This is a genomic window from Desulfurivibrio modestus (assembly GCF_044068625.1).
In the GTDB taxonomy this organism is placed as follows: domain Bacteria; phylum Desulfobacterota; class Desulfobulbia; order Desulfobulbales; family Desulfurivibrionaceae; genus Desulfurivibrio.
The window spans coordinates 17699-37510 of sequence record NZ_JBIPKH010000009.1 but is presented as its reverse complement, the minus strand read 5'-3'; the positions used below and the strand labels follow the sequence as shown (position 1 = coordinate 37510).

At 62.3% G+C, this 19812-nt stretch carries 17 protein-coding genes and 1 tRNA gene; 4 read left to right on the top strand and 14 right to left on the bottom strand.

Going from position 1 to position 19812, the window contains the following annotated elements; all coding sequences use genetic code 11:
• Nucleotides 1–52 precede the first annotated feature (52 nt).
• From ACHHRT_RS07330 to ACHHRT_RS07320, 3 genes are all read right to left on the bottom strand, one after another.
• The gene (locus ACHHRT_RS07330; RefSeq protein WP_395499099.1) at nt 53–1063 is read right to left on the bottom strand and encodes an Rpn family recombination-promoting nuclease/putative transposase; all 1011 of its coding nucleotides are present in this window, start codon (nt 1061–1063) and stop codon (nt 53–55) included.
• 267 nt (nt 1064–1330) lie between these two features.
• Nucleotides 1331–2524: an ATP-binding protein gene (locus ACHHRT_RS07325; protein ID WP_395499098.1), complete on the bottom strand. Its 1194-nt coding sequence runs from the start codon at nt 2522–2524 to the stop codon at nt 1331–1333.
• 292 nt (nt 2525–2816) lie between these two features.
• Entirely contained in the window at nt 2817–5243 is a 2427-nt protein-coding gene (locus ACHHRT_RS07320; RefSeq protein ID WP_395499097.1) for a flagellin N-terminal helical domain-containing protein, read from the bottom strand.
• 297 nt (nt 5244–5540) lie between these two features.
• On the opposite strand from ACHHRT_RS07320, the gene ACHHRT_RS07315 reads away from it, so the two are divergent.
• Nucleotides 5541–6488: a DMT family transporter gene (locus ACHHRT_RS07315; RefSeq protein WP_395499096.1), complete on the top strand. Its 948-nt coding sequence runs from the start codon at nt 5541–5543 to the stop codon at nt 6486–6488.
• A gap of 110 nt (nt 6489–6598) precedes the next feature.
• Nucleotides 6599–7174, top strand: a complete 576-nt coding sequence (locus tag ACHHRT_RS07310; protein WP_395499095.1) for a hypothetical protein — start codon at nt 6599–6601, stop codon at nt 7172–7174.
• A 13-nt stretch (nt 7175–7187) separates the two neighbouring features.
• On the opposite strand, the gene ACHHRT_RS07305 is transcribed toward ACHHRT_RS07310, so the two are convergent.
• Complete coding sequence (locus ACHHRT_RS07305; RefSeq protein ID WP_395499094.1) at nt 7188–8003, bottom strand: putative metalloprotease CJM1_0395 family protein; 816 nt, start codon at nt 8001–8003, stop codon at nt 7188–7190.
• A gap of 217 nt (nt 8004–8220) precedes the next feature.
• On the opposite strand from ACHHRT_RS07305, the gene ACHHRT_RS07300 reads away from it, so the two are divergent.
• Nucleotides 8221–11190, top strand: coding sequence for an AsmA family protein (locus tag ACHHRT_RS07300; protein ID WP_395499093.1), 2970 nt, complete (start codon nt 8221–8223; stop codon nt 11188–11190).
• Here the strand turns inward: ACHHRT_RS07300 and ACHHRT_RS07295 are convergent.
• From ACHHRT_RS07295 to ACHHRT_RS07250, 10 genes are all read right to left on the bottom strand, one after another.
• On the bottom strand, nt 11187–11819 hold the full coding sequence (locus tag ACHHRT_RS07295; RefSeq protein WP_395499092.1) for a hypothetical protein: 633 nt from the start codon (nt 11817–11819) through the stop codon (nt 11187–11189). The genes ACHHRT_RS07300 and ACHHRT_RS07295 overlap by 4 nt on opposite strands.
• Nucleotides 11820–11826: 7 nt before the next feature.
• Nucleotides 11827–12861 (bottom strand): cytochrome c biogenesis protein CcsA, encoded by a 1035-nt coding sequence (gene ccsA / locus ACHHRT_RS07290; protein ID WP_395499091.1) that lies wholly within the window; start codon nt 12859–12861, stop codon nt 11827–11829.
• Between the two features lie 104 nt (nt 12862–12965).
• A tRNA-Leu gene (locus tag ACHHRT_RS07285) sits at nt 12966–13050 on the bottom strand.
• 39 nt (nt 13051–13089) lie between these two features.
• Complete coding sequence (secG, locus tag ACHHRT_RS07280; protein WP_395499090.1) at nt 13090–13461, bottom strand: preprotein translocase subunit SecG; 372 nt, start codon at nt 13459–13461, stop codon at nt 13090–13092.
• 42 nt (nt 13462–13503) lie between these two features.
• Nucleotides 13504–14253: a triose-phosphate isomerase gene (gene tpiA, locus ACHHRT_RS07275; RefSeq protein WP_395499089.1), complete on the bottom strand. Its 750-nt coding sequence runs from the start codon at nt 14251–14253 to the stop codon at nt 13504–13506.
• Between the two features lie 2 nt (nt 14254–14255).
• Nucleotides 14256–15437 (bottom strand): phosphoglycerate kinase, encoded by a 1182-nt coding sequence (locus ACHHRT_RS07270; protein WP_395499088.1) that lies wholly within the window; start codon nt 15435–15437, stop codon nt 14256–14258.
• A 7-nt stretch (nt 15438–15444) separates the two neighbouring features.
• Nucleotides 15445–15906 carry a ribosomal protein S18-alanine N-acetyltransferase gene (rimI, locus tag ACHHRT_RS07265; RefSeq protein WP_395499087.1) on the bottom strand — a complete coding sequence of 154 codons (462 nt, stop codon included), beginning with the start codon at nt 15904–15906 and terminating at the stop codon, nt 15445–15447.
• Nucleotides 15897–17339, bottom strand: coding sequence for an amidophosphoribosyltransferase (gene purF / locus ACHHRT_RS07260; protein WP_395499086.1), 1443 nt, complete (start codon nt 17337–17339; stop codon nt 15897–15899). Before purF ends, rimI begins: the two co-directional genes overlap by 10 nt.
• A 132-nt stretch (nt 17340–17471) precedes the next feature.
• A complete protein-coding gene (locus ACHHRT_RS07255) occupies nt 17472–19007 on the bottom strand; it encodes a methylenetetrahydrofolate reductase C-terminal domain-containing protein (protein ID WP_395499085.1) in 1536 nt (511 codons plus the stop codon).
• A gap of 54 nt (nt 19008–19061) precedes the next feature.
• Nucleotides 19062–19274, bottom strand: coding sequence for a hypothetical protein (locus tag ACHHRT_RS07250; RefSeq protein ID WP_395499084.1), 213 nt, complete (start codon nt 19272–19274; stop codon nt 19062–19064).
• Nucleotides 19275–19478: 204 nt separating this feature from the next.
• On the opposite strand from ACHHRT_RS07250, the gene trxA reads away from it, so the two are divergent.
• Nucleotides 19479–19808, top strand: a complete 330-nt coding sequence (trxA, locus tag ACHHRT_RS07245) for a thioredoxin (RefSeq protein WP_395499083.1) — start codon at nt 19479–19481, stop codon at nt 19806–19808.
• The last annotated feature ends 4 nt before the right edge of the window (nt 19809–19812 follow it).

Sequence of the window (19812 nt, the reverse complement as noted above, 5' to 3'; positions counted from 1 at the left end):
CGAAGCCAATGAAAAATTTTTTAAAGCCCTGCTGATCGACGTCGGCCTGGTTCTATTCAAACACTTCGTCGATCTTGTCGGCGGCCATGGTTTTTTCAATCCAATTCAACAGGGTATCCGACTCGGCTGCCATCACTTGTTTTTGTCTTTCTTCGTCAAATTCGGCGCCAAACTTGCGCTCCAACACCTTGGCCAACATTTCAGCCCGGCCCTGCTGCAATCCCTGCTGCAATCCCTGCTGCAATCCCTGCTGCAATCCCTGCTGCAATCCCTGCTGCAGTCCCTGCTGTTTCCATTGTTCGGTCCATTCCGCTACTCGTTCGGCCAGCATGCTTTGCACCTCCTGCAAGTCTTGGGTTTCCACTATCTTGATTCCCGGCAGCCGATGGGGCAACAGCACCCGGTTGATCCACACCGTGAAGGCCCGGCGCAGGCTGGTTTGCTCCGGGGCCTTCAGCCATTGGACCAAGGCGCTCACCAACTGCCGCATATCTTCCGGGCTGCCGCTCTTTTCCAGCCGGAACAGAGCGGCGGCCAGGTTGCGCAGGGCCAACTGCTCGGATTCGTCCAAAGCGCCTTCATCCAGCAACAGGTAACTCATCTGTGGCCGATAGCGACTCAGGCCGCCGGGCACCTGCTCCACCAGTTCGGCAATGTCGGTGGCCGCCCGCCAGCGGGAAATGCCGTTGTAGAGCACCACCGGCAGCACCGGCGGCAGCTTGCCCGCCGGGGTCAGTTCCCGCCGCCGGGCCAGTTCCTGGTAGAGCAGGCCCACGTAAGTCATCACCCGGAGCGCCATCAGGGGGTCCACGGTGGACTGAAACTCCAGCAGCAGATACACGTAGAGCCAGTTGCCCTTAAGGCGCACCCGCCAGATGATGTCGCTTTCCCGGTCGGCCAGGTCATCGCCGACGAAGCTGGCGCTTACCTGCTCCAGGGTGGTGAAATCCACCTCGCCGATCCACTCTTCCCGGACAAAACCGCGCAGCAGGTCCTCCACCATTTGCGGGTGGGAGAAAAGCAGCTTATAAGAGTTGTCGTGCCGAGGCTTCTCTTCACTCATACAGGCAATTTAACGGAAAAAGACCGAGTCGGCAAGCTGGATGTCGTCAACCGGTAAACTTGTCCGCTCATCGGAATGGAGAGCCTGCGGGATATCAAAGCCCGCCCGCGCTCACGGAGCGGCGGGAACCACGCGGGAAACATTGAGAATGGTGTGCCCCGCCCCGGAAATGGCGAAGGCAGAAATGGTGTCTGGCAGAAATGGTGACCCCAATTTGCCCGGGCATGGGGCCGGGGACGCATCAACTCCGCGGCGGCACCCAACTCCTCAGTACAGAAAACCGAGCAGCCACAAGGGTATTTTGTTGCCGACCCCGTATTCTTCGTGGTCCCGGAGGACGAAGCTGTCGGCAATGCCGGCAATCTGGGCGAAACCCTTGCCTTTACCGCCGACCTCGAAGAGATAGTGTTCGTTAACCAGGAAATCTCCGCGAACCGGGTAGTGCAGGCGGTGGCCGGCATTGCCCAGCATGGCGGCGGCAAAGGTTTCCCGGATTGTGCCTTCTTGGGGATAATCGCAGAGAATGCCAAACAGGTTGGGGTTGTCGAAATAGAGTTTAGCGGGCTTGGCCAGGGATTTATGGGAGGCTACCGCCCGTACCAAACCGCCTTTCTCCAGATAGCCCAGATAGGCGTAGAGGGTGCGGATATTGATCCCGGCCGCGCCGGCCAGCTTGGTCACCTTCAACTCCAGGGGGGGTGAGCGGCAGATCAGCTCCATAATCCGGTTCAGTTTGTTGAGATGATCCTTGTCGATATTGTAAATCACCGCCAGGTCGGAATCGATCATTTGCCGCACCACCTCGATCAGTTTCACCGGATAGTCCGCCACCCCTTCCCGGTAGAAGGGATAGGCGCCGTAAGCCAGGTAGTCGCGGTAGAGCCGGAGAATCCTGCGGTCCGCCAGGCGCTTGACGATCTCGCCAGAAATCGCGGCATGGTCCCGGACCAGGGTGGCCAGATCCAGGGCGGCAAACTCCAGGCCGGTTTCCAGTTCGACAAACTCGCGCAGGGAGAGGCAGGGCAGGTTGTGGATCACCGCCCGGCGGGAGAGGTCCACTTTGGCATGGTCCAGATGCAGGGCCGAGGAGCCGGTGAATATCACCCGCAGGGAAAGGGAGTCGTGGATCGCTTTGAGGTCGGCGGCAAAGCCGCTCTGTTTGTGGATTTCGTCGATCACCAACAACCGGCCGCCGAGCTTGGCAAAAGCTTCGGCAATATCGTAGAGGCGCGTGGCGTTAACCCGGGGATGGTCGGCAGTGACATAAAGCGCCTCTTCCGGCGCCAGCCCGGACTCCTGCAGCAGTTGCCCGACCAGGGTGGTTTTGCCCGCCCCCCTCGGCCCCTTGATCCCGATCAGCCGCCCTTGCGGATTAAGCTTAGGGTGGAGAAAACGCCGGTATTTTTCCTGGCGACCCTCCAAGGTGGTGCGAGACAGGGTGATTAAATGGTCGATATCCATGCTGAGAGCCCCCCGGGAGATGACTGTATTGGCATGCACTAAAAATGTATCATAGATTGTAGTGCAGTGCAATGGCGGTTGCAGCCGGAACAACACGGGGACCGCTTGTACCGCTGACGTTTTCTGCACGAAAGGAGAAAAGGGCTTAAGCTAATAAACTAACTCCGTCCCCCTTTGTGGTCCCCCTTTATACGCTCCAACAACCGGGCGGCGGCAAAACGAAAGCGGGGGGCGGAGCCGCGATCGGCTCCGCCCCCCGGTTGAGGTTTGGCTTGGTTGTTGCTGTTCCGGATTAACCCTGGAGCAGGCTCAGTACGGTCTGGCTGCTGGCGTTGGCCTGAGCCATGGCAAAAGAGCCGGCCTGGTTGAGGATCTGGAACTTGCTGAAGTTGGCCGCTTCCTCGGCGAAGTCAACGTCGCGGATGGCGGATTCCGCCGCGCTGATGTTGACCCGGGTCACCGTGATGTTGGCGATGGTGGAGGTCAACTGGTTCTGAACGGAACCAAGATCCGCCCGCACCTTGCCCAGATCCTTCAGGGCGGAGTCGGCCACCGCGATGGCCTGCTGGGCGCCTTCCTGGGTCAGCACACTGATCTCGCTCAGGGTCTGGAGCTTGGTATCAACCAGGTTGACATCGGACCCGCCCGGTTTTACGGCGGCCAGGACACTGTCTGCCGCAATCACCGATCCTTCCTCAAGGTACATGGCCCCTTGCAGGGTAACGGCCTGGGCCAGATCCAGATCCTGTTCCAGCTTGGTGCCGGCCGCAACCAGGAAGTTCTTGGTGCCATCGGTCATGACCATATCGGTGCTGAGCACCGTACCCCGAGTCAGGGTGCTGCCCGCCTCAAGGACGCTGCCGGCGGCCAGGTTAACCCGGGCGCCATCGTTAACCGTTACATCAGCAGCAACCTTGATACTGGCGCCCAAGGTGGACTCATTGGCAAAGCTGGTCCCCGCAACCAAGGTGGAACCGGCGGCCAGGGTCATATCCTGGACAACGTTCAAGTCGGCGGCGGCGGTGAGTTCAAAGCCGATGGTGGAACCGGCCTTGAACTCGGCAACCGTACCGATTTCAAGCGTGGAACCGGTTTTAACAACCATATCACCGGTCAGAACCATGTCATCTGTGCCAGCAAGAGTAACCGCATCGCTGAACACCGAACCATAGGCAACGATGCTGTTTGCTGCAACCGTCGAGCCCTTGGTCAGGGTCATATCGCTGGTCAGTACCAGGTCGGCGGCCAAAGTGTAGTCGGCCGACAGTTTGGTCCCGGCGGAAACCGCCAGTTCACCGCCGCCATCAAAGATATCCTGCAGGACAATGGTACCGGCCGCCAGGACCGAACCCGTCAACAAGGTAGAGCCCGCGGTCAAGGTGCTATTGCCGCTGGTATCTGCCAGCGCATCAATTTCGGCCTGGCCGCCAAACACGGTGCCGGCGGCAAGCTCGGAACCGACTTCGACAATCGAACCGGCCTTAAGGATGGAGTCCTGGGTGGTGGTAACTGAATCTACGGCAACATCAGTTGTGCCCACCAGATCCATCCCCAGAACGGTGCCGGCCGCCAGTACCGAAGTATCAGCAATTGTCGAATCCTCCTTCAGGGTGGAGGCGAAGGCGGTGGTAACATCGGCGGCACTCGCCAGATCGGTGGCAAAATCGAGTTCAGTGGCCACACCCAGACCGCTGATCACCACGTCGCTGGCGCCGGCTTTGTTGATCACCAGGTGCCCGACGGTGGACATCTCGGAAGTGCCCAAGGTGGCGATGGTGTCACCGTCCACCTTGATCGCCCGACCGTCGCTGGCGGTCAGGGTCAGGTAGCCCTGGGAATCAACACTGGCCACCACGCCGTGGTCGGCGGTTTTCTGATTGATGGCATTAACCAGGGCGCCGTTGCCGTCATTGGCCTGGACCTGGATATCGCCGATCACCACATCATTGATCTTCAGGCCGGTAACCTGGCCGGCGGCAACCGCCTGGTTGCTGGTGGAGGAAACCTGAGCGGTGGCGGAAATTCCCAGCACGTCACTCAGCTTGTTGATGGCATCGGCCAGGCCGCCCATACCCTCCAGCCGGTTATTGGTGTAGCCGACATTAACCGTTTGCAGGGTGAAGTTTTGATCCTGGATGGAGCTGTAGATGTTCAACTGGACCGCGCCGCCATCGGCATTGGCCAATTCCAGCTTTCCGGTGGTCACATGGCCGATCTTGGTGGATTCGGCGGACGCGATGGAGATATTCACCGTTTCGCCGGAGTAGGCGCCAACCTGGAAGGCCTTGTTGGTGAAGTTGCCGCTCAGCAGTTTTTGGTTGTTGAAGGCGGTGGTTTTGGCGATGGCATCCAAGTTTTCCAGCAGCTTGCCGATATCGGCCTGGATGGCGGCCCGACTCTCCTGGGTCTGACCGTCCTGGGCGGCCTGGATCGCCTTGGTCTTGATGGTGTTGACGATGTTGATCGACTCTTCCAGGGCGCCGTCGGCGGTCTGCACCATGGAGATACCGTCGTTGGCGTTCCGGATCGCCTGGCCCAAGCCCAGGGACTGGGAGCGCAGGGAGTCGGCAATCGCCATACCAGAAGCGTCGTCGGCGGCCTTGTTGATCCGGAGACCGGATGACAGTTTTTGCAATGATGAAGAAAGGGCGTTGCCGTTCTTGATCATGTTGTTGTGGGCGTTCATTGCCGCGATGTTGGTGTTGATTCTCAGGGTCATGGTTGGTTCCTCCGTCCATGTTTGGTCGATTTGAGGGGAATCCTTTCCCCCCGCGGTTGCACTGGGTTATCGAAGCATCCTCATAAACGCGTTGCCGGGCCTCACCTCCTTTATTCGCCTGGACAATTTTGGTTGTTCAGTGATAAAAACCGGCGCCCGTTAAAGGCGACACGCCACGATTCCATGAAACGTATCGGCCCGGTCCCGCCAGACTTGAATCTTTTTTCAATAATCGGCAACTTCCCACTGCCCCCCCGATATGGTATGGTGGCTCCCCATCAACACAGGCGGAAAAGCATGGTCCAACCAACAAGCCGTAACGGCATCAGCCCCAACCCCGCCCTGCGGGAGCAGCGCAAGGGGGAAACCTTTCTGCTGGCCGAGGAGTTTCTCTGGGGCTGGTTTCCCATCGTCACCCTGCTGAGCTACCAGTTCGTCGATCCCCTCTGGGCGATGGCGATCACCATTTTTGTCGCCACCCTCTTCTTTGCCGGCATCATGCAGGTCCGCGGCCTCTGGCCGGAGTTGCGGCGGCGGGAGGCCTGGACCGACCTGTTCTGGGCTTCCTTCTATATACTGCTGCTCTTTGTGCTGCTCTTTGTCGGGCTCTCCTACACCACCGCCGGCAACGCGGCCCTGATCCTCTTTCTCCAGGTCCTTTTTGCCTATCTCTATTTCAACCTGTTCAAGGGCGAGGCCATGACCCCGACCCACAAGGCCGGGGTGGCCCTGGTCAGCATCGGGGCCTTTCTGGTCCTGTTCCCCGACGAGATGGGGTTCAACCGGGGGGATCTACTGGTGCTGCTGGCGGCGATGGTGGCCCCGGTGGGCAACCGCTATCAGCAGCGGGCCCGGCGCCATGTCAATGCAACCACCCTGCTCTTTGTCCGCAACCTCTTCAGTCTGCCGCTGCTTTTCCCCCTGGCCTGGCTGCTGGCGGCCGCCCATCCCGATCTTGAGGCCATCGCCGCCACCTGGTGGCTGCTGCTGCTCAACGGCCTGTTTTTGATGGGGCTGTCGAAAATTTTCTGGATCGAGGGTTTGCACCGGCTGGCCATCACCAAAGTCAGCGCCATGACCGCCCTCTCCCCGCTCTTCACCATGATCTTCGCCTACCCGGTGCTGGGCGAGATCCCCGGCCGCTGGCAACTGGGGGGCATCCTGCCGATCCTGCTGGGGGGCATCCTGATCACCCGACCGGCCGCCGGCGGCCCACCACCCAAGGGATGCCGCCCCGGCCGCTGATCAACTGGTTAAAAAAAGGTTAATTACCGCCCCTCCTCCTTCCCTCCGCCACCCAAGAGGGTTATCATGCTTGGAAAGATATGCTAACCCCAGATACCCGGAGGAAAACCGTGCCAGCCCTCATCGCCCTCGCCCTACTGACCCTCTTGACCCTGGCGGCCCCATTACCGGCCGCCGCCGCCAATCCCACCATCTCCTGCCACTGTTTTCAGGATCGCAGCTACAACCCCAACCAGCCGGACGCCATCGATCCCTATCTGCTGGCCACCACCCAGAACTCCCTGATCGCGGCGGTTTACCAGGTGCCCAAGCGGGATCTGGTGCGCCGCAAGATGACCGGCACCCCCAACGACGAGATCTGGGTGACCCACCACCGGAACAAAACCGGACAGCGGGTTGCCGGCGCCAATCAGCAGGAAGCGGCCCGGCTCATCGTCGACCAGGTGGTCAGTGAAAGCCTGGGGCTGACCGCCGCCGAGGTGGCGGAACTGCGCGGCCGGGGGGCCGACAACGCCGAATTGATTCTGGCCGCCTATCTAAGCCATCAAGGCGAGCCGGCTCCTCTGGAGATCTATACCCAAGTGGTGGAAAAACGGACAAGCTGGGGCCAGACCTTCACCCAACTGGGGGCGGTGATCGGGCAAATCGAAGATGAGATTCGGGAACTGGTGGGGAAAAACCAATAGACGTCGATGATAATCAGGCGGTAAAATCCAGCCTGGCCCCGGCGGAGCGATTCAACCCCGCCAGGGTCGCGGCGGCCTGGCGGGCGGCGATGGGTGAAATCCTGCCCGGGGGCGGAGCGTAAGCGCCGCCGACTTCCTCGGTGGACTCCTGACCTTCTTCTTCCCTCTTGGCGGCGTTGAGGTTGAGCATATCCAACTCCCGCCGGGAGGTCTCCCGCTGCTGCTCCAGGCGGATCAGCTCCAGCTCCCGCCGGGCCTCGACCATGGCGGCGGCGGCCTGGGCCGCCACCTTGCGGTCCTGGGGCGAAGGATCGGCCGGGGCCATGGCCGCCGCCCGGATAATCCGCATCTTGCGGATGGTGGCCTCGGGGCTGGGCTCCTTGGAGGAATCGATACTGACCTCCCCGCCGGTGGCATACTTCTTCCCGTCCGGCCCCATGGTGTAGCTGAAGCTGGCGCCGCCCCTGGCGTAGGGTCCGGCCACCGCCAGATGGGCCATCTCGTGGGCCTTGACCCGGGTATCCAATTGCTGCAACCGGGCCACCTCCAGCTGCTCTTCCCGGTTCAATTCCCGAACCAGGGCCTCGGCCCGTCCCGCCGTCAGATACCGCTTCTCCCGGCCGGCCTCAGGAGCTCCCTCCGGCTGCCCTTGGGGCCGGGGGCGGGCCCGGTTTTTCCACCATTGCCCCCGCTCGAAGCTATCCCGTGGCGCCGGCGCCTCGCCGGCGGTGGCCCGGTCAAGGGACGGCGCGGCGGCACCGGGGCCGCTGGGCCGCTCCGGCCAAACCGGCCGCGCTGATATGCTTGAGATGATGGCGTTTAGTTCCATAAAGATACCCGTTATCAGCCTTAACGGCACTCAACCGGCAAAACTTAATTTTTTTTTGCAATCGCCCAAATCGCCACGGCCATTGGCCCCGACATCCGCCGCGCTCACCCCGCTACCCGTGGGCAAAAAATCCTTCAGTGCTCCCGGGAAAATGATATAGTGCTAACAATCTGCTCAAGTTCCCCCGCCAAACCCTAATTTTTTGGACCAAATTGCCATGAAAATTATTAAAACCGTTCTGCTGGCCACCCTTGCCCTGCTCCTGCTGCTGGTCGTCGCCCTGGTGGCGGCGGTCAACCTCATCGACCTCAATAAGCAGAAGGATCGGATCGCCCGCCTGGTTTATGAGGAGACCGGCCGCGAACTGCAAATTATCGGCGATCTGGAATGGGGCCTGTGGCCCCGGCTGCGCCTGGCCGGCGGCCCCATCACCCTGGGCAACGCTCCGGGTTTCGGCCCCGAACCCATGCTCAGTCTGGAATCGTTCCAGTTTGCCGTCGCCACCTGGCCCCTGACCCGCTCGGAACTATTGCTGGATATGGTCCGGGTTTCCGGCCTCCACCTGAACCTGGCCCGCAACGCCGCCGGGATCGGCAACTGGGAGGATCTGGTCGCCGCCGAACCCCAACCGGGTCCGCCGCCCCCCAAGGCCGCCAAAAGCGACACCCTGCCCTTCGCCGCCCTGGCCCTGGGCGGCGTCCACATCGATGATCTGCGGATCTCCTGGCACGATGAACTCAGCGGCCAGCAGGCGGAGATCTATAATTTGCGACTGCTGATCGGGGCCTTGAGTTTCGGCGAGCCCATCGGCCTGGACCTGACCTTTCAGGCCCGCGCCAACCAGCCGGAGTTATCTGCCGCCAGCGTCATCAAAGGCACCCTGACCTATGATCTCCGGAACGGAATCTACTCCCTGAGCCCCCTGACCGCCGCAGTCGAGCTGGCCGGCCCCACCGTGCCCGGGGGCAAGGCTGCCATCGACTTCCACACCTTGCTGGAACTGGACAGCCAAAGGGGTCAGGCCCGGATCGAGGAGTTTCGCCTGGCCGGGCTGGGGATGGAGATCAGGACCCGGATGGAGATGGATAACCTCAACGCCCCGCTGCCCGATTGCCGGGGAGAGTTCCAGGCCGAGATCGCCGACCTGGTCCGCCTGCTGGAAACTTTCCAATCGCCCCTGGGCCGGCAACTGGCGGGGGTGGAGGAACGAACGGTGACCCTGCACAGCGAATTCAGTGCCGAACCGGCCTGGGGCCGGGTCCAGATCCCCCGGCTGGAGGCCCGCATCCTGGGCACGGAAATCTCCGCCCATCTGGCCGCGGAGGAGCTCGATTCGCCCCAACCCCGGGTGGCGGGAGCCTTCAAGGCCGTGGGACCTGATCTCCCCGCCTTGCTGGCGGTGGCCGCCCGCCTGGCTGGGGCGGACCCGACCGAGATTCCGGGAGCGGTCAGCGGCCTGCGGGAGCGCGGCCTGCTGCTGGAAGCGGAGTTCGGCAGCGAGGAGGGGGAGATCACCATCCCCCGTTTGCGGGCCAGGGGGCTGGCCACCAGCCTGGAGAGCGACTGGCGGCTGCGGGATCCCGTGGGCGACCGGCCGGGCCTGCAGGGGATGTGGCAGATCAGCGGCGACAACCTGCCCATGCTGCTGCGGGTGGCGGCGGTATTCGCCGGCGGCGGAGAAAAGGGACGGCCCGACGCCGAGGCCAGCCCCGATCCGGCCCGGGAGTTGCGGGCCCTGGCCACCCGGGTTACCAGGGCGGGGCACCAGAAATTCAATCTCGGCTCCGAACTGGTCCTGGACCAGGCCTCCGGCCGGGCCCAAATCAAGGATCTGCGGCTGGCGGCTCTCGGCCTGGGGATACAGGCCAACCTCCAGACCGAACAGCTGGAGCCGCTGCCCATCTTCCAGTTGCATCTGGAGCTGGACCCCATGAATCCACGGGCCTTAATGGAGCTGTTGGATCTGCCCGTCCCGGAAACCACTGATCGCCAGGCTTTGACCCGGCTGGCCCTGACCACCACCATCAGCGGCAGCCCGGAAAAATTTCAGATTCGCCCCCTGGATTTGCGCCTGGATGGCAGCCGTTTAAGCGGCGAGGTCCGGGTCAACGACCTGGAGAAGGCCGATGTCGGCTTCAACCTGGCCATCGATCAGCTGGATCTGGATCGTTATCTGCCGCCGGAAACCGAGGCGGCGCCGGCCACGCCGGAAACGGCGGCGGTGGCCGCCACCCAATTGCCGGTGGAGATGCTGCGCGAACTGCTGGTGGAGGGGGAGCTCAAAATTGCCGACTTAAAGGCATCGGGGCTCAAGGTGCAGAATTTTCTCCTGGGCATCAACGCCGCCGGCGGCCTGATCCAGGTGCAACCGCTGCAAGCCGAACTTTACGGCGGCAAAATGGCGGGTGGCGTGGAGCTTGACGCCCGCGGCTCCGAACCGCTCATCAAGACCACCAACCGGATCAGCGGAGTCCAGGCCGGCCCCCTGCTGCGGGACCTGACCGGGGAAAAAGAGCTGATCCGCGGCCGAGCCGAAATCGATTATCAGCTCGAAACCCGGGGGGCCGAGGTGGAAGCGATGAAGGGCCATCTCAACGGCACCGCCGCCTTCGGTTTTCATGACGGCGCGGTGGTCGGGGTCAATATCGGCCTGCTGCTGCGCCAGGCCGGGGCCCTGGCCCAGGGGCGGCCGCCGGCGACCGCCCCCCAGGAACTGACCACCGACTTCAGCGAACTCACCGGCACCGCCCAGATCCAAAACGGCCTGGTCAGCAATCGGGATCTGAGCCTGAAATCACCCCTGCTGCGGCTCAACGGCCAGGGCAGCGCCCATCTGGTCAGTGAACAGGTCGATTATCTACTGACCGCCACCGTGGCGGCCACCGCCGAAGGCCAGCAAGGACGAGGATTGGAGGAGCTGCGCGGGCTCACGGTACCGATCCGGGTCTCCGGCTCCTTCAGCGAACTGAGCTTCCGGCCGGAACTCACCGCCGCCAACCTGGAACAGCTGGGCCGCAACCTGCGGGAGCTGGGCCGGGCCATCGACCGTGACGGCCTCCGGGTACTGGAGGGAATTCTGGCGCCGCCTGCCAGCCCGGCAGAAACTGAAAAGGGCGCCCCGGCCAAACCGGAAGAGCAACTGGAAGAACAGCTTAAGGATGAGTTGCGGCGCCTGTTCCGGTTCTAACCCAGCTCCCCGCTGGCCGGATTCCGTCGCCGAAAGTAGCGCTGGCCGACGGCGGCGACCTGTTCGGCGTAGAAGCAGAAGAGCATGCCCAGCACCACCGTCGCGGTGGTGATCCAGAACAGCACCAGGTGCAAGGCCGGGTGGCGATGAAAGTAGAGGTCGAGAACGAAGAGGATCAAGCCCAGGTGGATCAGGGACGACCCCAGGCGAACCCAGTAGTTTTTCTTCTCGAAATTCAGATACTGACTGCCGGCCAGGGCCAGCAGCAGCACCACCACCTGCAGGGCCAGGGAGGCAAAAAGCACCAGCAACAGGGCGGCATGTCCTCCCGCCAGCAGGGTGGTAACCCCGGCCGCCGCCAGCAGCACCACGGTAAAGCGATGCAACCAGTTGGTGGGGAGCAGCCGCTTGGGCACGCAGATCCCCAGCAGTAAAATCAGCACCACCACAAAGGGGGCGAGCACCCGGTTCATGGTGTTCATGTAGGCCCACTTGGCGGCGGCCTCCAGCTCATGGATGGCGGCCATCTTGAAGTAGAACATGGCGTAAACACAGATCACCGAAATGATGAACAGCACCACGGTGGTGGCCAGAATCAACTGATAATCGTAAGATCCCTTCAGTTTCATAAACCCCTCACATCAACGAATGTTCGCCGGGAAAGATATAGGAGGCGACAAAGGTGAAGATCATCGCCACGAAACAGAGCAGGCCAAGGGCGGCGGAAAAATACCACATCCCCTTCTTGTTGGCGTAAAGGCGGGTGTGGAGATAGGTGCTGAAGATCGCCCAGAGCATCACCGAACTGCTGACCTTGGGGTCCCACCACCAGTTGGGCCCCCAGGCCTTCAAGGCCCAGGGGTAGCCCAGCAGCATCCCCAGGGTCAGGAGGAAATAGCCCAGCTTGGCGTAGCTGTAGCCGGTGAGCTCGATCTCCGGCTCCCGCCGGATCAGCATCAGCAGCGAAGTGGCGGCAAAGATGGTAATGCAGGCGTAAGCGATGAAGAGCAGGGGCGGATGGAACCACATGTAGGAGGAGTTGTAATAAAATTCCAGCCGGGGATAGAGCCGCATGTACAAGCCCAATTGCTCCCAGGGAGAGCCGCCGGCGGTCAGCCAAGGAGTGATCTCGGCCATAAAGCGGGGCAAGGGATTGCGGAAGGGATCGGCCAGAAAATAGAGGACGGCGAGCTGGCCGGCCATCAACAGGTAGAGCACCGCCTGAAAACGGCGATTGTCCAGGCGGCGATGGACCAGAACCGCCATCACCGCGAAGCAGAGAAACCAGAAATAGTAACGCTGGTACTCAATCCAAGGGGGAATGGTATAACGGGGCGGATTGGCGGGATCGTATAAGGCCAGGCCGTAGGCGGCCCCCCGGTTCATCTCCGCCAGTTGCCGGTTGAGCCAGGGGACGATCTCCGGGGCCAGCTCCAGGGCCACGTGGAGATGGATCTGCCAGTGGAACCAGCCGATCAGGCAGAAGCCCAGCAGCAGCAGCCCGGCGCAGAAGGTCAGCAACTGGCGGGAGAGCCCCGGCAACCACGGTCGGGGAGTGACAAGATTAACCAGGCCGGTGGTGGCCAGCAGCCCGGCACAGAGCAGGAGCAGCGGCATCAGCACTCCGCCGAGCCGGCTGAAGGTGGTCGCGGCCAGGGCGAGATTTTCCATGGTCGTTTCCTCCGGAATGGTTGGGGGACCCCATAAAAGAAAACCCGCCATCCGTTACCGGGCGCGGGTTTTAGAAGAACAACCTGATGCGGAAAACCAACTACTGGTGCCGAAGGCGAGACTCGAACTCGCACGGGTTGCCCCACCACCCCCTCAAGATGGCGTGTCTACCAATTCCACCACTTCGGCAGCATTTTTTTCAACCCTTGCGGGCCGACAAGCAACAATCTACTCCTGGCCGGGAAAGGTCCGCGGGGCCTCGCCACCGGCGGCCGGCGGCAGGGGAATAGCCACCGGCTCGTCACTCTCCGGCACCACCTCTTCATAACCGGCAGCCGGGGTGCGCACCCGCTCCATCACCGAACCGTCACCCACCCGACTGGAATACCAGGCCAGGGACACCGAGGTGACCATGAAGAGCACGGCGACGGCGGTGGTGATCTTGTTCATCATCGGCAGCGGCCCCTCGGTGCCGAAGACCGTCTGGCTGGAGCCGCCGAAGGTGGCACCGATACTGGCCCCCTTGCCGTGCTGCAACAGCACGATAACCACCATGAACAAGCAGACCAGCACATGCAGGACAATTAATATGGTTTGCATAAACCTCTCGCAATCAACAAAAAAACGCCCATCCGCTTTGAATCAATTAAAGCGAATGATGCGCTCGAAGGACTCGGCCGACAAGGACGCGCCGCCGACCAGGGCACCGTCAACATCCGCCTGGGCCATGATCTCATCAACGTTGGCGGCATTAACGCTGCCACCATACAGGATTCTCACCCCGGCGGCAATATTTTTCTCATAGAGCCCGGCCAGCAGCCGGCGCACAAAGTGGTGGGCCTCCTGGGCCTGGGCGGGGCCGGCGGTTTTGCCGGTGCCGATGGCCCAAACCGGCTCATAGGCCACCACCAGCTTGGCCGGATCGACCAACTCGACCTCATCCAGACCTTCCCGCACCTGTTTCTCCAGGGTCTCCAGGGTGCGGCCACTATCCCGTTCGGCCAGGGTTTCGCCGATACAGAGGATGGGAATCAGCCCATGGGCCATGGCTCCTCGCAGGCGGCGGTTGACCATCCGGTTGTCTTCGTGAAAGAGGTGACGGCGCTCGGAATGGCCCACCAGGGCCATCCGGCAGCCGGCTTCCCGCAGCATCAGGGGCGAGATCTCGCCGGTGAAGGCCCCCTTCTCCTCCCAGCAAACGTTCTGGCCGGCCAGGAGCAGCCGCGAACCGGCCACCGCCTTGACCGCCGCCAGGGCGGTAAAGGGGGGCGCGATCAAAACCTCCCGGTCGGGAGAGGCCTCGGCGACCCGGGCAACCGCCGCCGCCAGCTCGGCCGCCTCGGTTAAGGTAAGATGCATCTTCCAGTTGCCGGCAATCAGTGGAACCCGCATGCTCAATCCTCCAGTGCCGTCACCCCCGGCAGTTGCTTCCCTTCCATCAGCATCAGGAAGGCGCCGCCGCCGGTGGAGATATATGAGATATTGCTCGATTCCCCGGCCCGATGCACCGCCACATCGGTGTCCCCGCCGCCGACGATGGTCAGGGCATGGGAACGGGCCACGGCCTGGACCATGGCCATGGTCCCCCGGGAGAAGGCGTCGATCTCAAAGACCCCCATGGGGCCGTTCCAGATGATGGTTTTGGCATCCTCCAAGGCTTCGGTGAAAAGCATGGTGGAGGCCGGCCCGATATCCAGGGCCATCCATTCCGCCGGAATCTCCTGGCAGGTGACCCGTTTGGTCTCGGCCCTGGCGTCAAGCTCCGGGGCCACGATACAATCCACCGGCAGGTAAAACCTGACCCCCTTCTCCCGGGCCTTGACCACCAGTTGGGCGGCGGTCTCCAGCAGATCCTCCTCCACCTTGGAGCGGCCCACGTCCAGGCCCTGGCTCTTGAGAAAGGTGTTGGCCATGGCCCCGCCGATGATCATCTTGTCCACCCGGTCCATCAGGTTGGTCAGGGCGCCCAGCTTGCTGGAAACCTTGGCCCCGCCCACGATGGCCACCAGGGGCCGCAGGGGATCACTCACCGAGCGGTGAAAATAGTCCATCTCCTTTTGCAGCAGAAAACCGGCCGCGCTCTGGGGCGCGAACCGGGGAATCCCCACCACCGAGGCGTGGGCCCGATGGGCCACGGCAAAGGCGTCGTTGATGTAGATATCAGCCAGGGCCGCCAGCTTGCGGGAAAACTCCTCGTCGTTGGCCTGCTCCTCGGGGTGGAAGCGCAGGTTTTCCAACAGCAGCACCTCGCCGGGCTTCAGCGCCGCCGCCATGGCCTCCACCTCCGGCCCCACGCAATCGGGGGCCAGCTTGACCTCCTTGCCGATCAGCCGGGAAAGCCGTTTGGCCGCCGGGGCCAGGCTGAACTCGGGTTTGGGTTGCCCCTTGGGCCGCCCCAGGTGGGAGCAGATGATGATGGCGGCGTTTTCATCCAGGGCGTGGTTGATGGTGGGCAAGACCCCGCGAATCCGGGTGTCCTCGGTGATGTTGCCCTGCCCGTCCAGCGGCACATTGAAATCAACCCGGATCAGCAGCTTTTTTCCCCGGATATCGATCTCTTTGATATTTCTCACCATACCCCCCTTATTCACTCAATGTTTTTTGCATGATAACCGCGTCATCAACGGGATCTCGATAGTAGCTCCGGCGCAGGCCCCGGCGGGCAAAACCCGCCTTTGCATAAAGGGTCAGGGCCGCCTGGTTGCCGGCCCGCACCTCCAAAAAGCAACGGCCCACCCCCCGGCGGCGCAGCAGCTGCTCCAGCCCGAGCAACAAGGCGGCGGCGATTCCCCGGCGCCGGTGGTCTCGCGCCACCCGCAACCGGAAAATCTCCGCCTCATCCAGCACCTGCCCACCAATGATGTAAGATACCACCTGACCACTGCTGGAATCAAGGGCCACCAGCCGCCAGCCGCCGGGCCGGGCGAATTCCGCCGCCAACTGGGCCAGGGTCCACCCCCCGGCCCCCTCCTCCCCTTCCAGATCTGCCACCGTGGGTAGATCGGACTCCACCATTTCGCGAATCGTAACTTCGCTCAGCAGCATCCCAGGGAATCTTTGCGAAAACACATATCGGGCGGCACCGGATAGTTGCCGTCGAAGCAGGCCTTACAGAAATTTTCAGCCGGGGCGCCGGTGGCCTCGACCAGGCCCTCCAGGCTCAAATAGTAGAGGGTATCCAGGTCAAGATAGTCACGGATCTCCTCGACGGTTTTCTGGTTGGCGATCAACTCGCCGCCGGAGGGAAAATCGATCCCGTAGAAACAGGGGTTGCGGGTGGGCGGGCAACTGATCACCATATGGATCTCCTTGACCCCCACTCCCCGCAGGGAGCGGACCCGACTCCGGGCGGTGGTGCCCCGGATGATGGAGTCCTCCATGATGATCACCCGCTTGCCCTCCAGGAAGCTGCGGATGGGGTTGAGCTTGACCCGCACCGAAAAATCGCGCATGGACTGGGTGGGCTGAATAAAGGTCCGGCCCACGTAGTGGTTGCGGATCACCCCCATCTCCAGGGGAATTCCCGAAGCCTGGGCGTAGCCGATGGCGGCATAGTTACCCGAATCGGGAAAGGGCATCACCAGGTCGGCATCGATGGGGCACTCCCGGGCCAGGATCTCCCCCATCCGCTTACGGCTCTGATAAACGTTGATCCCGAAAATATCGCTGTCGGGGCGGGCGAAATAGACCTGCTCGAAGATGCAGAAGCTGCGGGGCTGGTCCTGCCCCAAAGAGAGGGAGCGCAGGCCGTTTTCATCGATGATCAGCACCTCGCCGGGCTCGATATCCCGAATGTACTGGGCCTCAACCAGGTCCAGGGCGCAGGTTTCCGAGGCGACGATGTAGGCCCCGTTATTGAGCTTGCCCAGGCAGAGCGGCCGGAAGCCGCCGGGGTCGCGCACCGCCACCAGCTTATCCCTGGTCATCATCAAGAGGGAGTAGGCCCCCTTGATCTGGCGAAAGGTTTCAACAATGGCCTGGTCCAGATCCAGATCCAGGCAGCGGGCCATCAAATGAACCACCACCTCACTGTCCATGGTGGATTGAAAAATCGAACCCTGATTCTCCAGCTCTTCACGCAGGGCCCGAATGTTAACCAGATTGCCGTTGTGGGCCACCGCCAGGGTCTCACCCCGATGGTTGGCGACAAAGGGCTGGGCGTTGACGATGTTGGAGGCCCCGGTGGTGGAGTAACGCACGTGGCCCACGGCCAGCCGCCCCTCCAGGCGACTGAGATCGGACTCGCTGAAAACCTCGGGCACCAGCCCCATCCCCTTGTGCTGACGAACCCGCTCCCCGTCGGAAACCACGATCCCGGCGCTCTCCTGACCGCGGTGCTGCAGGGAGTAGAGACCGAAATAGGTGATCTTGGCGGCATAGGGGTGGCCGAAGATCCCGCAAACCCCACATTCGTCCTTGGGCCGGTAATCGGTGGGAGTGCGGGCGGTGGAGATCGATGAAAGCTGATTATGGGGCATTGGCTTATTCCTGGGTAAAGTGCGCAACCGGTTCCGGCACCCAAGCCGCAACCCTTTTAATTATTGAAGAAGGGAGAATATACACATTCCCCCCCGGGGGGCAAAGATTTTTTTACCCCGGCCGCCCCCCGCCTATTCCGGGTCGCTCCGGTTGTGGTCCAGGCCGCGAAAATAGTTGGCCCAGGAGGAGCTGTTGTTCAAGGACCAGTCCCGGGGCGGCACCAGCCCCTCCTTCAGTGCCGCGGTTTTGCCCGCCCCCATCAAGCGGCGGTAGGCCCGAACATAAATGCAGCGGCGGCGACCGGGATAGACCTCGCACCAACCATCCCGGCTGCCGCCGCAAGGACCGTTGAGCAGATATTTGGCGCAGGCCGACTGGGGGCAGAGATAGGCCAGTTCAGCCAGGGTGCAATCTCCACAGTTCTGGCAGCCAAAGGCGATGAATTTCAGTAGATACTCGATCTGCACCAGCCCCCAACCCAGGCGGCTGTCATCCAGGGCCAGACAGGCCCGTTTAAAGGGCCGGTAGAACAGGCCGCCGGGGATGAAACCCTCCTGGTGGGCCAGGTGGGCCAGGCGATAGCGCAGCATCTCGCCGGCCGGCTCGCGGGGCGGCACCATCTCCTCCAGGTTGAGACCGGTCCGCGGGTCCCGGCGAAAAAGGTGGCAGGAGTCCTCGGGCCAGAAGTTGAGTCGCGGCACCAGGGCCTGCCAGTCGGGGGCCATGGCCTCGGCCTGGTCCAGCACTGAAGCAATATCGTCATAGCTCAGCCCCGGCCCGCCGATATGGGCCCCGGCATAACCGAGGCCCTTCAGCACCGCCAGCAGGGTGGCGGCCCGGGTCAACCGGGCCTGCTTGCCCTTGTCCGGCGAGGCGGCCTCTCGCCGGATCTGGGAGTAGAGCTCGTCGGTGATCACGCAGCCGGGAATCACTCCCCGATACATCAGTTCCGCCACCCGCAGGCTGGGAATGAAAACATTGCCCAACACCGGCACCTGCCCGAATCCGTGGTGCCGGAGGTAGAACAGCACCTCCTGGAATTTGCGGGCGTCATAACCCACCTGGGTGATGATGAAGTCGGCGCCGGCCGCCAGCTTGCGATGCAGCTTGTAATACTGCATCAACAGCTCGGGCTCGCTATGCTTGAAGGGAGAGAGAGCCACCCCCCGGACAAAGGCGGTGGCCTGTTCCGGCCGAACCCCACCGGCGGCAAAACCCTCCCCCCGGTTCAGACGGCCGATCAGCTCCAGGGCCTGAACACTGTCCAGATCAAAAACCGGCTTGGCCAGCCCCCGATAGCCGGGCTGGGGATAGTCACCGGTGATCACCAGCAGGTCCCTGATACCCAGGCGGTCCCAGGCAAAGAGCTGGCTTTCCATCTGGTTGCGGTTTTTATCCTTGCAGGAGAGGTGGACGATCACCTCCAATCCCAGCTCACGGATCTCCACCCCCAGCACCTCCGGCGAGAGGGCCACGTGGCCGCCGGCGTTTTCGGTGATACTGACCGCCGCCAACCGACCATCGGCCACGGCTCGACGCACCACTTCCAGGGCCCGGAGATGGCTGTCTCCCCGACCCCCGCGACCGGGCACCAGCTCCATGGTCAGGGTAAAGGCGGCGGGATCACGCAGGGCGCGAAAAAAACTTGAGGACGGCTTGGGGTCCATCGGCGGAATCATCCTCTGGGGTGAGAACAGGACGGGGTGGGCTCGGGCGCTGCTCTATTCCAACCAATTGCGCCGTTCACGAAAAAATTCGGCAGCCAGCAAAGCGCCACCGGCGAGGGTGGCGGCGGCCAGGAAAAAAGCCGGCAGCCAGGAGCGGGAGCGGCCGCGGGAGGGGGAGAGGGGCGGCAGGTCCCGGCCGCAGAAACGGCAGACCACCGCCAGGGGGTGGATCTTTTCCCGGCAATATGTGCAGATTCGAGCAGCCATGCGCGCAATGTAAATCGGGGGGGGAGCCCTTGTCAAGCCGCATCACCAACCCAACCTCCCCCCGAGCCGTTATTTCCCCTTGTCATTATCCTGGCCACTCGTTACAATCCGTGCAGAATCAAGGTGACAATCGTTTGTGCTCGCAGCATAAACCTATTCATCATAATATACAGACCCACTCATTATAAAGAAGGAGAACAGATCATGGCCAGCGACAAGGTGATGCAGGTTTCCGATGCCGATTTTGATTCCCAGGTACTACAAAGTGGCGAACCGGTACTGGTCGATTTCTGGGCCCCCTGGTGCGGCCCCTGCAAAGCGATCGGTCCGGTTATCGAGGAGTTGGCCGGGGAGTTCCAGGGCAAGGCCAAGATCGGCAAAATGAACGTGGACGACAACCCCGCCACCCCCGGCAAGTACGGGATCCGGGCCATCCCCACCCTGATTCTCTTCAAGAACGGCGAAGTGGTGGACCAGATCACCGGTGCCGTGGGTAAACCCCAACTCACCGCCCTGATCAACAAGGCTCTGTAATCCC